The sequence below is a fragment of the Bradyrhizobium sp. Ec3.3 genome, assembly GCF_000472925.1.
GTDB lineage: Bacteria > Pseudomonadota > Alphaproteobacteria > Rhizobiales > Xanthobacteraceae > Bradyrhizobium.
Map to the genome: position 1 here is coordinate 54,254 of NZ_AXAS01000045.1, position 14,209 is coordinate 68,462.

Consider the following 14,209-nt stretch of genomic DNA (forward strand, 5'->3'; position numbering starts at 1 on the left):
ACAACGAACGAAAATGTGATCACTGAGCGTGGGTGCGCGTGGTGCGTCTCCGCTCACCGCCCCTCGTCATAGCTCTCGTATCCAATCGATTCTTGCAAGATACACGCCCCAAAGGACCCGTCCACTTGACTGCCTTGGACATCGCGGCCAAGTTCGGCAGGCTGCGCTTCTGATGGACCAAAATTCCTGTGCGGATCATTCCTTCCAGCCTCCTATCGTCATCGGATTTGATCATCGACGCCGTCTATGAGGGCGGCAGGCAGGGAAATGCAGCCGATGACCCGATCTCCAAGATACTTGAGGGAGTAGGAAACCAGGGTGGATTTCGCGCCGCCGGACGCGGGCCGGACAAGAAGTACGTTGTCCTCTACACCAGTGGAGAAGAAAAAGACTGGCCCGACACTTTAAACCTGAGCACCGGTCAGTTCACCTACTTTGGTGACAACAGACGGCCAGGACACCAACTGCACGAGACCCCGCGCAGGGGAAATGAAATCTTGCGGCGCGCGTTCGAGTGCCTGCACGCCTCACCGCCGATGCGAGCTGTCGTACCCCCGTTCTTCATTTTCAAGTGGTATCCAACGCCCGAAAGCAGCCGATCCGTACAGTTCAAAGGATTGGCGGTTCCTGGATTCCCTGGCTTGCCGTCAACGGCCGACCTGGTCGCTGTTTGGAAAACCACAGAAGGACAACGCTTTCAGAACTACCGCGCGATTTTCACAGTGTTGGACGCTCCTGTGATCGCGCGTTCGTGGCTGCAAAAGCTAGCTGCCGGACCTAGCGCAGGTGCTGTTGGTTCGGCACCCGCTGCTTGGCTGGATTGGGTGCAGTCTGGTCACGCACATGCCCTAGCTTCGGAAAATACCACGATCATCAGAAGCATCGAAGAGCAGCGGCCCGATACTCCGACTAAAATTGCCATTTTGCGCGAGGTCTTCGAGTATTTCGAGCAAGCACCGATTGCTTTCGAGGCGTTCGCCGCAAGGGTCTTTCAGATGCACGATCCGCGAGTGATCATCGACACAATCACGCGAGGCAGCGTCGATGGAGGTCGCGACGCAATCGGTCGCTATCTCCTCGGTCTTTCGGACGATCCGGTCTACGCGGAATTTTCGCTCGAAGCGAAATGCTATCAACCGGGGTTCGACGAAACTTCGCCGAATACTGTTGGAGTTAGAGAAGTTTCACGGCTTATCTCCCGAATTCGCCATCGGCAATTCGGGGTTCTGGTGACCACCTCGGTGATCGCGCGCCAAGCTTACGAAGAGGTTCGCGAGGACCGCCATCCGATCATCTTTCTTAGCGGAGGAGACATCGCTGATATTCTTGTCAACAATGGCTTCAACACGCCAGAATTGGTGACATCTCTTTTGCACACGGAATTTTCGCTGACGGAAACTGCTTTAGGGATACCGCGCGCTAGTGGAGCTTGAACCACGGACGCCCCGTCTCCATAACGTTCACTCCGCCGACCCCCTCAATCAACACTTGTGCTGTATCTTGGAAAACGGCCTTTAGTTTATCCTCGTATTTCAACAAATTCGGCACAAATACAGCAGCAAATGCGACCGGCAATGCAATCTCATTCAATGCCAAAAACAAGCCGCCTTCTTGGTACGCCGGAGCTGTTGTCGCTCTCCCGACAGAATTGTGAGCTTGTGGCATGCTGTTTGGATCGGCGTGAATAGAGTAGCCTGAGAGCATAGCGTATCTCTTCTCGTCAACAGGGACAGGTGCGTTCAGCCGCTCAAGTGCTAATCGGACTTTTACTGCGGAGAACTCGCGGCGACGTTGCTTCTCGTCGATCGTTTTCCAAGTCTCTAGTTGCGTTGGGTCAGCTACAAACAACGACAACAAATTCGCTATTTCTCCCAAAGTACGAGCTCCGGACAACGCCTGATCATAGTAACCTCGTCTCGCCGCGGAGATAGCCGCGTACGCTGAGTTCGCGGTGCGGCCTAAGAGGTATTCGAGCCGATGATCGCCTTTCGCGCAACCCCACCAACATGCGGCCGAGCAGTCCAGCAACGCTAACGTCATGCTTAATGCTTCGTAGCATTGTGGCAAGCGTTTTCCGAGTTGAGGCAAACGCTCAGTTGTTATCTTCGAACAGGCATCTTCCCTTTCGGTGATGCTGTCTAGAAATGTTATACCAGTAAGGTCGTTAGGAAGCTGCGACACTTTCACTCCTATCGAACTGCCTCAATCTTTCGGGCACCATATGGCCTTGCGGGGGAGCAGGTCATCATCACGTAAGCGGCCGCCCGCCGCTACTACGTCCAGCATTCATTTTGCGCAGGGCGCGCATAGTCTCAGTGCGCGTGTGCCTCAGTCCGCTGTCCCTAGCGCCGCGGTTTGTACCGGTTCGTGACGAGGTTCGAGAGCACGCGGCGGGGTCTTGTGGCACGGCTAACCGCTCCCGCCGCCGCTGTCGTGAGGCGCGTCGCTGCGCCACCACATCCGGCGCGTCGGGTCGCGGCTCAGCAGGATCACGGCGCGGCACCTCCCAGGGCGCTAGCCGGGGCTGTCGCCAGCGCTCCGTCGTGCCGTCGTCGTGGACGATCACGCGGAACCTCACGCCCGACTTGCGGAGCGCCCACATCGCCGCGTGCGCGGAGCGACATTCCCACCATTCGGCGCCCGCCCGCATCAGCGCCTCGCGCGTCGCCCGCTGCGATGCGCTGCATCGCCCTCCCGGCGATTTCATCTCGATACCGATTGGCTTCGTGTAATGACACCAGACCAGTGTGTCCGGAACGCCGGGTTTGACGCCACGCTTCTTGCGCATCGCGCCGGCCAGCGCACTAGGCGCGACAGGATCGGTCGCCGTGGCAAATGTGCAGGCAGGGTCGAGCCACTTGTCGAGCAAGGAGGCCAGCTTCACCTGCTGCTGCCACTCCGCGCGGCGCGCCATGGCCGGGGTTAGCTCGTAGCGCGCCCGTCGGCGTCGGCTTCCTCGGCGTCGCGGAACAATCCGGTTGACTTGGTTTCGCTAGAGAGAAACTCGCCGACTTCCAGCAACGTCGAAGCGGCGCGTACGCGCTGGGTGACGCTTGCGAAGCCATCGCTTCTCACAACAAAGCTCAGAAAGGCGACGGCATCAGGCCCACACTGCCGCGCCCGCTTTCGGGTCTCGGTGGCCGCCTCGGCATCGTCGCCGCGCGCCGTCCATTGAACCGCGTTGATGGTCTCGGTCAGCTTTTGTTGGTTCACTTTCAAAACGGCCATGTCTCCTCCTTCTCCACAAAAGATCGGCCACGTTGGGTGTAGCGACGGCGCGTGTTTCGCACGCGCTCGTCGCTACAGCCCAAGCGTGCCCCATCGTCACCTGCCGACGTGCGCATCATGAGTTTGCGGGTTTAGCTGACCTCGGCCGCGCGCTGAGGCCGGCTTCGGCGATCACATCGCCGGCGATGAGGCGGCCTTGTAGCACGAGCGCGATGTTGTCACCGCCGACATCGCGGATCGCTGTCTGCGTCTTACGCAATGATTTCGCCGCGATGTCGACGGTGAGTGTGCGCTCCGGCAGGCGAATACGCAAGGTGATGCGCGGCTTGCCCTCGGGGGCGGCGACGGCGAGCAGCTCGGTCGCATTGAGCGTGAGGCTGACCTTGAGCCGTTGAGCGGTGAGTGTGCCGGGGCGTGGCGGCAGGGTGAGCCTGCCCGGGCGTGGTGTGGCGTCATTGCGGCCGCCATCGCCGCGTCGCGCGCCGGGATCAAAAATGCTCATGGCTTTCGCTCCTCCATCGGCTGGCTTCCCGGGAACACGACTTGCATCACGCGCTCGAACTCGATCGCAATGAACTCGGGGAATACGCCAAGCTCCGCCAGTCGCCGGCGCAGGTCGCGGTCAAGAGCAGCCTGATCGAGCCCGATGCCGAGGCGGCGGCGGTCGCCTTCCTGCTCGTACCAGCGGGCAAGATCGCGGATCGTGTATTGGCTTAAGCCCCACTCGTCTGGCTGGGCCGGCGGCTCGGGCTCGGCCGCGGGCCTCGCTGCAGCTAGAACTTTTCCAGTGGTTACAGTGGTTACGGTGGTTACAGGTTTGGAAAGGCGAGGGTTCTCTGTAACCATTGCATTTTCGGCACTGGTTACACTGGTTACAGCAGGTCCGCGTTGTAACCACTGTAACCAGTCGCACGGAACGCACTGGTTACAGGAAACCCCAGGCTTTTCAGCATTGTAACCACTGTAACCAGTGTAACCACCAGAATTGGCAGAGCTTGAACCGAAACGCGCGGCCAACCGGCGCAAAGCATCACTCGCCATCGTCGCCGCCTTCTAAGATCGTGCCGGAGATTACGTAGACGCGAACCGGGCCGTGACCTTCAATGCGTTGCAGGGCCTGTCGGCGTCAATCGCCGCCGCGCAGCAGGAAGCCTGCCTCGTCCACCGCCTTGGCCGCGCGCGCGGCGTTCAGTCCACGACAAACCTCGTCCCGCCAGCAGTCCGCGGTGATCAAATACTCGCGTTTGCCAGCTATTAGCTGCGTCCAGCCTGCCCGGTTGATGACGCGCTGCTCCTTCGGGCGGTCGTCGTCATCGTCGTCGTCGATGCGCTCGAAGCGCGATGCACCATGTGCGGCGATGAAGGCGCGGACCTGCTTCAGCGCCCGCATGTCCTCGCCTGCACCAGCACCGCCGCGCGCGTCCAGCCAAGCCTTGATGCAGGCGCCTACCCTATTCAGTGCTTCTCCCTCGGGCCAGCCGGTGATGCCGTAAGCAGTGGCTAATTCGCCGGCGGCGGCGGTCACCGCCAACCGCTTAGCGACACTGCGCACCTGGCCGTCGGCACCCGGCCGGACATGCTCGTCCAAAAACCGTTGGCAGAGTGCACGCAGCGTAGAAACCAGCGCGTCTGGATCGGCGCCCCGTTCACGCGCAAGCTGTTCCAGATAGGCCCGCCCGGCCGTGCCGCAGTATGTGTGTGACGCCGCGCTCAGATGGTCGGAGAGCGCCGCGCCGGATGAAAAGCCATGCAGGGTTTGCCAGACGCCCCGTCCACCCCCGGCATCTGCCGCCAGTCCGATCATGCGCACGTCCTGACCGGCGCGCACGCGCTGGCCTGCCTCGAGTAGTTTCGCTTCCAGGCTAATTTCGCCGGTAGATAGGAACAGCGTGCGCCAGTTACGCTGCCGGCGAGAGCCGCCCTCGCGGTTCGCCCGCGCCTTGCCGGCGTTGTTGGCTAGCATGTAGACGACTTGGTCCATTTCGCGAGCATTCGCCTGCGAAATCTCGTCGAGGGTCAGTGCTTGCATTCGCCAAACGGCAAAATACCCGGCAATTTCAAGGATTACTTCTTATATAAACCATTGATTCTAATACATTATAAGCGACACAGAAAGCGGCAAAATTGGCCTTTCCCACCACTATGGAGCCCCTCCTCCCCGAGGAAAACAAGGGCCTTTCCGACCTCGCAACTGACTTGGTTGCCAAGAGCAACGCTTTGGCTGGCCGCCTGCACCCCGTTAATCCAGCAGGGAATCGGCGACCTCGTCCGGTCGATGAACTGTTACTACAGCAACCTCATCGAGGGGCATCATACCCACCCGATCGACATCGACCGCGCGCTGGCAGGTGACTACAGCGCCGAACCCAAGAAGCGCAATCTTCAGCTTGAGCCCGCGCGCACATTGATGTGCAGCGGAAGATAGACCTTGGACGAGCCCCCTCCCCCTCGACATCAAAGGGGTTCGTCCTTTGGGTCCATAAGGAATTCTGCCAACAACTGCCTCCCGAAGGAAGAGAAGGTCATTCCCGGCGACTTGGGACAGATCCACGTCGAGGTCGGTCACCACTTCGCCCCGGCTCCCGATGATCTCGGCCCTTTGCTTGACCGCTTCGCTTCCGCTTACGACAATGAGAAGCTGCCCAAGATCGAGCGCATCATCGGAGTTGCGGCTTCACACAACAGGCTACTGTGGATTCAACCGTTCGCGGATGGCAACGGACGCGTGGCACGGCTGTTCTCGCACGCCTTCCTCAAAGTACTTGGTATCGGCTCCAGCCTCTGGTCAGTCTCGCGTGGCCTGGCTCGCGCCGTCGACAAGTACAAGGCAGCGCTTCAAGCCGCCGACGAGCCCGCCGTGGAGACCTCGACGGTCGGGGTAACCTGACTCAGGCTGGCGTAATAGAGTTCTGCACGTTCTTCCTCACAAGCTGCGTGGACCAGGTGGTCTTCATGGAGTCGCTGTTCGCGCCCGCTGAACTCCAGCGACGTATGGAGATCTGGTGCGAAAAGGAAACGCGCGCCGATCGCTCCAGCGGGATTTGGATCGAGCGATCCAAGCTATCCTGGATGGTGTCCCCGGCGCTCAGCTCAAGGATAAGATTGGTGGTCTTGAAGCCCAAGGCAGAACTGACCTAGCTGCTGGCAAACGTGGAGGAGCGACCGCCCCTCCTGCATCCGAACATGGCGGAGATCTACCGCCAACGGATCGCTGCGCTCTATGAGAGCCTGCACAGCGAGGACGACAAGGCCGAGGCGGCTGAAGTGACGCTTGTGCCTGACGAGGCCGAGCTGGCGATCGTGCCGCGCGGCGACGTGGCCGCGATCCTCCGGTTCGCTGCGAACAAGAAAAACCCCGACGTCCCTTTCGGAAGCCGAGGTTTTGAGCGTCTTGCTTTCGCAAGAGAATCGTTGGTTGCGGGTGGCACAACCACCGATACCGACATTCGCTTCAGGTTGTGATCTGAGCAGACAGTAGGCCTTGGACATATAGTCCGCTTCCGAAACTGGTTGATATTTCGATCCAAATCCCCCGGCTTGGGCAGGTTTTGCGCTCGTTGCAATCGGATGCGCACTTTTAGTGCTGAACCGCTTCATAGTGGAACGCTGCGCCGCTTAGAGAAGGTGATAGACCAGCGGCCGGCGCGAGATCGCGAGGGATGCCGCCTATGCGCCAAATCCGATAATTCACTTTTATGTAATCTAGCACATAATTCGGCTTTATGCGCCAAATCCGATATTGTGATTTTATCGGATTTGACGCATACAGAGGTCGGAGAAACTCATGACCGACTTAGCAAGGACACCACAGCAGATAGGCAATCTGGTACGCCGCGCCCGCAAAAAGCGCGACCTCAGTCAGACGCAACTCGGCGACCGCGCGGGAGTGCGGCAAGAGACCATCTCCCTGATCGAGACCGGCAATCCGGCGGCAAGGCTGGAGACCATCCTCGTCGTTCTCGCCGCTCTCGACCTTGAATTCAGGATTGTGACCCGCGGCAAAGCCAGCCCCGCGGACATTGAGGACGTCTTCTGATGGCGCGCCGCCCTCGCCATGAGCCGCTGCGTGTGCTCATCAACGACCGCCTTGTCGGCCGCCTTAGTAAGGCGGCAACTGGCGCTATTGAATTCCGGTACGAGGACGACTGGCTCGGGTGGGAGCATGCCCTACCCGTCTCGGTCTCGCTACCGCTGCGCGAGGATGCCTTCCGCGGTGAAACCGTCGCGGCTGTCTTCGATAATCTGCTCCCCGACTCTGATGCGCTGCGCCGCCGTGTGGCGCAAAAGGTCGGTGCCGCCGGGACTGACGCCTACCGCCTGCTCGCGGCCATAGGCAGGGATTGCGTCGGCGCTCTGCAATTCGTCGGCGACAACGAAGATGGTCGCCATGGCGATGGTCACACTGTCGCCGGCGAGGTCGTCGACGACGAGGCGATCGAAAAGCTTCTCAAAGGGCTTGCCCAGGCTCCGCTCGGGCTGACGCGCGATGATGATTTCCGGATTTCTGTGGCAGGCGCGCAGGAGAAGACGGCGCTCCTGCAGCATGGCAGCAACTGGCTCAAGCCGCACGGCACCACTCCGACAACTCATATTTTCAAGACGCAGATAGGGGAGTTGCCGAACGGCATCGATCTCTCGAACAGCGTCGAGAATGAATATTACTGTCTCAAGTTAGCAGAGTCTTTCGGTCTTCCAGTGAACAGGGCGGAGATCACGACCTTCGGCAAGACGACGGCACTGGTAATCGAGCGCTTTGATCGGAGATGGACGAGAGATGGCCGTCTGCTCCGCCTGCCGCAGGAAGATTGCTGTCAGGCCCTATCAGTCCCACCCACGCGCAAATATCAGAGCGACGGCGGCCCCGGTATGGTAAAGCTTCTTAATCTGCTCAAAGGTAGCGACACGCCAGCCGATGATCAGGCGACGCTGCTCAGGGCGCAACTTTTCTTCTGGCTAATTGGCGCAACCGACGGCCATGCGAAGAATTTCAGCATCTTCCTTTCGCCCGGCGGCGGCTACCACCTGACACCGCTCTACGACGTGCTCACGGCACAACCTAGCCTCGACACCGGCCAAATCCAACGCAAACAGATGAAGCTCGCAATGTCTGTGGGGACAAACAACCACCACAGAATTGGCGAAGTGCAGGGCCGGCATTTCGTGCAGACGGGCGAAGCAGCGGGCGTACCGAAAAAGCTGGTACAGGACTCAATCGAAGTAGTAGCTGCCACCGCTGAAGTTGCTTTCGCCAAAATCGAAGGCGAGCTGCCAAAGGGATTTCCAGAGGCAATTCACGCTTCCGTGAAAGCCGCCGCTATGCAGCGCATGGGTACATTGAAAGTGCGATAGCGAGCACTGCGGTACAGATTGACGACATCATCGAGATCACATGGCCGCGTGTGCTCGGCCCGCGCCCTGAATTTTTCGGCGAAGGCTTCGACATGGTCATAGGCGAGCACCTCGGTCCCATCTTGCATCGGAATAGGGATGGAAGATTTCGACGATCTCGGGCGGCAGCATCTGCTTGTCGAGGCCGAGATCGGCCACCGGCTTCTTCAGGGCCGGGGAATCGATGCGAAAAACTCTAGCCAAAAATGGTCCAGTTTGCCGGCCTCAGATCACGCTCTATCGCCGTAACTACTTTCCGCTCCAGAGCTCCTTTCGCTCAGTTACTGACGTCTGCTCGACCGGCTATGCTGCCAAATTGGCCAGGACGTCAGCCTTTTCCAAGCTGACTCGGAGCGCTTCATCCGACACGTGGGTATAAATTTCGGTCGTTGAGATGCTAGAATGCCCAAGCAATTTTTGAACGAACCGAATATCCACACCGCGCTCGATCAATAGAGTTGCAGCCGTGTGACGTAACATGTGGGGCGTAATCCGGCGCCCGCTGGTTGACACCTCAGAATGGCGACGAAGCGCAACGCGAACCGACTGAGGTCGCATTGGCCGCCGACGTCGGTTCTCAAAAAGGTGCGCGTCCCTAGTCGGTTGCTTTGCACGGCTCTCGAGGAGTTGCACGAGTTCGGACCGAAGCACGGCATCAGAGACATACACGTGTCGATCCCTTGCTCCTTTGCCTCGAATCCTGACGCGCGTCCCCTCCGGAGCCACATCGGAAACGAGTATCTTGCAGAGCTCACCAACCCTTATCCCGGTAGCGATCATCAGCCGAACCGCGATTGGAAGCGGCGCCGGCGATGAGGGGCATACTCTCCACGCGCTTGCCAGGGTTGACAACACTCCTCGAACTTCGGTCCGCGAGAGACAGCTGGGCAATCCTTTTCGTCGTGGAAGTTCTAGGCGCCAGTCATTGAACGGATTTGTCACGCCTTCCGAAGCTGCCATCCGGCGGTAGAATGTTCGCAGACAAGCGAAGCGTCGACGCGCAGTTGAAATCGAAAGCGTTCGCTTCTCTAACAGATCGGCGAGATACGCCCCAAGATCCGCACTAGCCACCGATTCCACTGAACGATCCAAGCCTACAAACCGATGAAAATCGTTCAGATCGATTGCATACGCTTCGAGGCTATGCGCGGAGAGCTGACGTTCAACCGCACAATACCGCAAGTACTCGGCGACTGCTGTGCTGATCAGCATCACAAGCACACTCCATTCACATCACGCAGTCTGTCTCTATCGCAAGATACTCGGGATTGGGATGGACTCGAATTCGTTCATGGTAAACGCCGTCTCAATCGGCTGGCCGCAGAGCACATAACTCGGAATTATTGTTAGATTGGCATGACCGCCGACCTCTCCGAACTGCTCGGTTTCGACCACCTGGTTCCTTTATTGACAAAGCGTTTCATAGAGGAGGGCGCAAAACGCTTAGTGATCCGAGGACCGTCCGGGACAGGAAAGACGACCCTTGCTCGAGCTGTATCTCAAAACATTGCTGACGCCGGTTGCAGCATAGTCTGGCTGAGGGGAGACGCGGGTCGTACCGAAGAAAGCTACTTCCCAATTCGGTCGGCCCTGCAAACAGGAAGTATTAGTCGCCTGCTTGGTAAGGGTGCCAAACTGATTGGCGGCCTCGCCGAAGACTTTCTTCCGATGGGACGGGCGACTGCTAAGACTCTAGTGAGCTTGCTGCCAAGCGCGGTTACTGGGGAGAAAGATGCTCAATCTACAGATGCTCCAAGGGAGTTCACTTCGATGCTTGCGAGATTGCGCAAGCGCCATAGGGTCTTATTGATTGCGGACGACATCCAGTACTTTGACAAAAATACGCTTGGCCTTATCGACGAGATACTTAACACTGCGATCTTCGATCCGAATTCGCATAGCGAAGACATCGGACTCTTGTCAGTACTAAATACGGATGCGGCAATTACCGCCGCCTACGCTGATCGCATTAATTCGCTTACCGCGACGATGACTGCGACCAGCCTGAGATATTGTACTAGTGCAAGGTTTTCAGACGTTCTGAAGGCCCTCGGATTAACAACGACCTTGCCTCCGGCTGCAGTCAAACTGTTGTACGAATGCAGTGGAGGTCATCTTCACATTGCAAAGTTCATTGTCGAAGAAATGAGAACCCTCTCCTTTGGAGAAATTAGCTCGTCAGAGTACTCGGATCTCTTGCACTACGTGATCCAAAAGCGTCTGGAGCACTCCGCACCGGAGCCAAAGACGCTACTTTCACTGATGTGTTCAGCTGCACATATTGGCCGCAGCTTTACTCAGGAAGAGCTCGTTTGCCTAACCGGCATCGATGCTCCGACATTGCGAAAATGGTTACGCGCAGCCTCCGCTCTTGGCTTCGTGGAAACAGAAAATTAAATAGTTCGCTTCTCACACGAGATCGTCAGGTCCTATTTTCTAAAGTACGTGCTGGAACGCAAGTCGGAGTACGGCGCAAAATATAGCGACTGCCTCAGAATACTTCGTCCTTATGACTACTATTCGAGGTGCGTTAGCCTGGTGGACGCGGACAAGCCGGAGCGAGCAATTGTCGCCTATTGCCAAGGGGTATTGGCTGACTGGCGCTCTGGCAGAGCCGAAAGCGAGGAGACGACCAGAACCATCACGGGCATTTCCGATGTCGGGTCTGATATTCAGGCTTACCTTGATGCTATGCGCGAAGCTCATCTGCAACTCGCGATGGGTAATTTTCGTGATGCATTGTTAGTTTTATCGGCTATCCACGATGGGATTGATCGTATCCTTCGCGCGGAAAAAGATTATGTAGTTGCCGAAGCTATGCTGAAGGATTTGGGAGAGTCGCAGAGTGACGAGGCCCGCAGGATCTTAGATGAATGGGATGACCTGAAGGACGAAGAGCCCGAGCTTTGGTGCCGAATGCGACTACTGCTCTTGCTCGCGCACGTTCAACTAGGGCGGTTCGATGACGCCCGGCGAACTGAAAGACAAATTGCTGGTTCTTTAGCGGTAAGAGGAAAGTTCGATCGTGGTGCAGACAGACAGCTGCAACGGCTACTTTGCTTGAGCGAGATGCACAGCACCGCGGAGGTGTCTCGACGCCGGATCGGACAGGCGTGTCAGTACTACGAAAGACAGCTAGCGAATAAGGGCTTTACTGACCTGTACGAGTATTTCATCTGCCTCACTAACAAATCCGGCAACGCAATCACAAATTCGGCGTTTGATGAGGCAATCCAGGACGCCGGGCGAGCTCTGCTAATCTGTCGAGAGTATCCAACAATAAGGCTTCCAGCCCAATGGGCGGCAGCCAACAATCTTTTGGTCGCAGCGGTTCTGAACGATCAAGTCTCGCCTGCCGATGCTGTTCAGTCCCTGAAGGAGCTATTGTCCCGCTTTCCTCAACTCGATGACGACTTAATCATCCATTCAAATATAGGTTGCTTCGAGATCATCGGCGGCGCTTTGGAGTCGGCGCTAGATGCCTTTGCACGAAATGAGGATCGGCTCCAATCTACACCGGACATTGATCCCTACTATCGTTTCTTGTCAGAAAGTAACCGGGCTATTGCGCTCCACCTTAAGGGAGACGTTTCCGGAAAGGAATTGTGGACCAAGTGTGAATGTCTGATAGATCGTCTTGCACCGAATTGTCGCTCTGAACTAGCGGCGCGCCATAAGGCCCTGACTCCTCTTTTCGATGACCGAGGATCGTCCGATCAGGCTGCATGGGATAGGTACCTTAATGCGATAGCGTCGAACAATCCTCGATATCGAGGCAAAACTTTTCGACGTGGTGTTTTCCTAAGTGATATCCAAATTTGGTCGAGCTTCTGACAAGGAAGCTGAATTGAATCTACCAATTGTCACAAGAGCCGCCATTAGGTCTGAATGACGAAGGCCAGCACTTCTGAAGGAAAACGAACACGAGCTGTGATCAGTGAGGTGGGGTGGCGTGTTGAAATCCGTTATAAATATTTGTTGTCCTAAAGTGACCCGGAAATCGACGCGAGCCAGCCCTGATAGACCGAGCGCGGCGTAAGCCGCCTCCGCAGTCAATTTCAATGCCTCAGCGCAACTTGGGAACGGATCCGAAAAGTCGTAAAACTCATAGTTGCCGCCGAGAACAATATCGTTCGTTAGAATCGCCTCACCGAGCAGTCTTTGTTTGCTTGTCTCGATGCCGACCGCGGCCGGGCAGGTCGCGCGAGGATATGGAAATACTGGCACTTCTACTTCGTAGCCTGGTATGAATGTTTGAACGAGGATGGGCTGGCGAAACGCAGACGACATGCGCTGCAGGAAATCGAGTTTCGAGTCATCGTAAGAAAAAACATTCTGTTCATCGATTCCGATGCTCGATGATTCACAGCACGGCTTGCAGATGACACGCACGCCCGATTCAGGAGCTCCATTCCGCCAGCCATACTGCAGATCGTACAACCAGCTCTCGGGGACGGGGAAGTTCAGGGATTCCAGTAGCCGAAAGGTATAGAACTTGTTTTCTAGGAGCGCCGCCGTTAGGCCATCAGCCGAGCAAATTGGGATTTGACAGAGATCGCAGAAGGCTGGGACTAAGCTAGTCCTGGCCCGTCCCGTTCCTGAACCTGTCGTATTGAATACGTACTTGTCTGAGTATGGGATTGCCCGCCAATCTCCATTAAGCACAGCGCGCAGGGATGCACGTTCGCCATCGTAGACGGTGACCGCAAATCCAGCGTCTCGCAAGCCAGCTAACAGCTCAGATTTCTCACCATCATCCAGATACTCGGCAACAATCGAGTGCCATTTGTAGTCGATTGCCAAAGCGTTTTCCTCAGGTTCATTCCATACGAACGAGAGGTGTGTGTTGGCCGAATTTCTGAGCGTGGCGCTCAATTCTTGCTCAAGGCGCCCCCAGCGAGAGTCATCTCTAGTATGCATAATTCCGAGTTATGTGTTGTTGGAGCCCCGAATTGGTTGCCCCGAAAGTCCCAATACTAGTAACCCGGGAAGAAAAGGCAATAGAACAACCGCTGGTCACAAAGACTGTGGTCATTTTATACAGCTGGAGCTGGCCACGGGTGTTTCCTCCAGGTGCAATAAGCTTGGGCGGGCCATCAATCCGCGGCCCGATATAGCACAAGCCATTTTCCGGAATGTAACGTTTGCGGCGGATACAACACGGCGTCAACACCCGCCGCGTACAGGATGCGAGCGCCTTCTCATCTATTACGTTCAGCAAGAAACATGACAGCGCACTCGATGCGCCCGTTTGGGTGATACTGGGACGGGGGCGGACGGAATCAGGATCATAGACCCCCTTGACCCGGTGAAGTCTGGACGCCGGTCCCGCTCTCACGACCTGTGGCAGGGTCGCGGCAATCGCTTGCCCGCCGTTTTTTTCCGCGCACTCGAAGGTCCAGGAGCTTCAACGTCTGAGCAATCGAACGTGAGGTGGCGCATAAATGCTGCAGAGGATGGCCGAAAAACGCACGATGCGATCCCAATCATAGGACTAAAGTCGCCGCTCCGGTGGACGGGAGGGCGCGCGGCAGCAACTACACGACACGCACCGTGGAGAAGCAATTTAAGCAGTCTTCGCGTTGGGTGCCGG

17 protein-coding genes are annotated in these 14,209 nt (G+C 57.2%); 8 read left to right on the plus strand and 9 right to left on the minus strand.

The window, feature by feature from the left end:
• Positions 1–227 precede the first annotated feature (227 nt).
• A complete protein-coding gene (locus tag YUU_RS52515; protein ID WP_198031868.1) occupies positions 228–1,433 on the plus strand; it encodes a restriction endonuclease in 1,206 nt (401 codons plus the stop codon).
• Here the strand turns inward: YUU_RS52515 and YUU_RS0132555 are convergent.
• The 6 genes from YUU_RS0132555 to YUU_RS0132575 form a co-directional block, all read right to left on the minus strand.
• A complete protein-coding gene (locus tag YUU_RS0132555) occupies positions 1,420–2,181 on the minus strand; it encodes a hypothetical protein (RefSeq protein ID WP_156944624.1) in 762 nt (253 codons plus the stop codon). The two genes, YUU_RS52515 and YUU_RS0132555, sit on opposite strands and share 14 nt — an antisense overlap.
• Before the next feature lie 67 nt (positions 2,182–2,248).
• Positions 2,249–2,914, minus strand: a complete 666-nt coding sequence (locus YUU_RS62835; RefSeq protein ID WP_084801651.1) for a VRR-NUC domain-containing protein — start codon at positions 2,912–2,914, stop codon at positions 2,249–2,251.
• An 8-nt stretch (positions 2,915–2,922) separates the two neighbouring features.
• Positions 2,923–3,228 carry a hypothetical protein gene (locus YUU_RS0132560; RefSeq protein WP_027526108.1) on the minus strand — a complete coding sequence of 102 codons (306 nt, stop codon included), beginning with the start codon at positions 3,226–3,228 and terminating at the stop codon, positions 2,923–2,925.
• A 115-nt stretch (positions 3,229–3,343) separates the two neighbouring features.
• On the minus strand, positions 3,344–3,730 hold the full coding sequence (locus YUU_RS0132565) for a hypothetical protein (RefSeq protein WP_027526109.1): 387 nt from the start codon (positions 3,728–3,730) through the stop codon (positions 3,344–3,346).
• On the minus strand, positions 3,727–4,269 hold the full coding sequence (locus YUU_RS59095) for a hypothetical protein (protein ID WP_156944625.1): 543 nt from the start codon (positions 4,267–4,269) through the stop codon (positions 3,727–3,729). Before YUU_RS59095 ends, YUU_RS0132565 begins: the two co-directional genes overlap by 4 nt.
• 85 nt (positions 4,270–4,354) lie before the next feature.
• Positions 4,355–5,257: a DUF927 domain-containing protein gene (locus tag YUU_RS0132575; protein WP_027526110.1), complete on the minus strand. Its 903-nt coding sequence runs from the start codon at positions 5,255–5,257 to the stop codon at positions 4,355–4,357.
• 171 nt (positions 5,258–5,428) lie between these two features.
• Here YUU_RS0132575 and YUU_RS61565 point away from each other — a divergent pair, with 171 nt between their 5' ends.
• The 5 genes from YUU_RS61565 (at position 5,429) to YUU_RS0132605 (ending at position 8,577) form a co-directional block, all read left to right on the plus strand.
• Positions 5,429–5,653: a hypothetical protein gene (locus YUU_RS61565; RefSeq protein WP_245288164.1), complete on the plus strand. Its 225-nt coding sequence runs from the start codon at positions 5,429–5,431 to the stop codon at positions 5,651–5,653.
• A gap of 111 nt (positions 5,654–5,764) precedes the next feature.
• On the plus strand, positions 5,765–6,115 hold the full coding sequence (locus tag YUU_RS61570; protein ID WP_027526111.1) for a Fic family protein: 351 nt from the start codon (positions 5,765–5,767) through the stop codon (positions 6,113–6,115).
• Between the two features lie 296 nt (positions 6,116–6,411).
• Positions 6,412–6,690, plus strand: a complete 279-nt coding sequence (locus YUU_RS60450; RefSeq protein ID WP_027526113.1) for a hypothetical protein — start codon at positions 6,412–6,414, stop codon at positions 6,688–6,690.
• A gap of 322 nt (positions 6,691–7,012) precedes the next feature.
• Positions 7,013–7,264: a helix-turn-helix transcriptional regulator gene (locus tag YUU_RS0132600; protein ID WP_027526114.1), complete on the plus strand. Its 252-nt coding sequence runs from the start codon at positions 7,013–7,015 to the stop codon at positions 7,262–7,264.
• Complete coding sequence (locus tag YUU_RS0132605) at positions 7,264–8,577, plus strand: type II toxin-antitoxin system HipA family toxin (protein ID WP_027526115.1); 1,314 nt, start codon at positions 7,264–7,266, stop codon at positions 8,575–8,577. The genes YUU_RS0132600 and YUU_RS0132605 overlap by 1 nt, the downstream gene beginning before the upstream one ends.
• A 96-nt stretch (positions 8,578–8,673) precedes the next feature.
• Here YUU_RS0132605 and YUU_RS59105 read toward each other — a convergent pair whose 3' ends face one another.
• Positions 8,674–8,820, minus strand: coding sequence for a hypothetical protein (locus tag YUU_RS59105; protein ID WP_156944626.1), 147 nt, complete (start codon positions 8,818–8,820; stop codon positions 8,674–8,676).
• A 99-nt stretch (positions 8,821–8,919) separates the two neighbouring features.
• The gene (locus tag YUU_RS56970) at positions 8,920–9,828 is read right to left on the minus strand and encodes a tyrosine-type recombinase/integrase (RefSeq protein WP_084801652.1); all 909 of its coding nucleotides are present in this window, start codon (positions 9,826–9,828) and stop codon (positions 8,920–8,922) included.
• A gap of 144 nt (positions 9,829–9,972) precedes the next feature.
• Between YUU_RS56970 and YUU_RS0132615 the strand changes: the two genes are divergently transcribed.
• Together YUU_RS0132615 and YUU_RS0132625 are read left to right on the plus strand one after the other, a co-directional pair.
• Positions 9,973–11,013, plus strand: a complete 1,041-nt coding sequence (locus YUU_RS0132615; protein WP_027526116.1) for an AAA family ATPase — start codon at positions 9,973–9,975, stop codon at positions 11,011–11,013.
• 141 nt (positions 11,014–11,154) lie between these two features.
• Positions 11,155–12,450 (plus strand): hypothetical protein, encoded by a 1,296-nt coding sequence (locus YUU_RS0132625; protein WP_156944627.1) that lies wholly within the window; start codon positions 11,155–11,157, stop codon positions 12,448–12,450.
• Here YUU_RS0132625 and YUU_RS56975 read toward each other — a convergent pair.
• Positions 12,418–13,491, minus strand: coding sequence for a hypothetical protein (locus tag YUU_RS56975; protein ID WP_198031869.1), 1,074 nt, complete (start codon positions 13,489–13,491; stop codon positions 12,418–12,420). The two genes, YUU_RS0132625 and YUU_RS56975, sit on opposite strands and share 33 nt — an antisense overlap.
• Between the last annotated feature and the right edge of the window lie 718 nt (positions 13,492–14,209).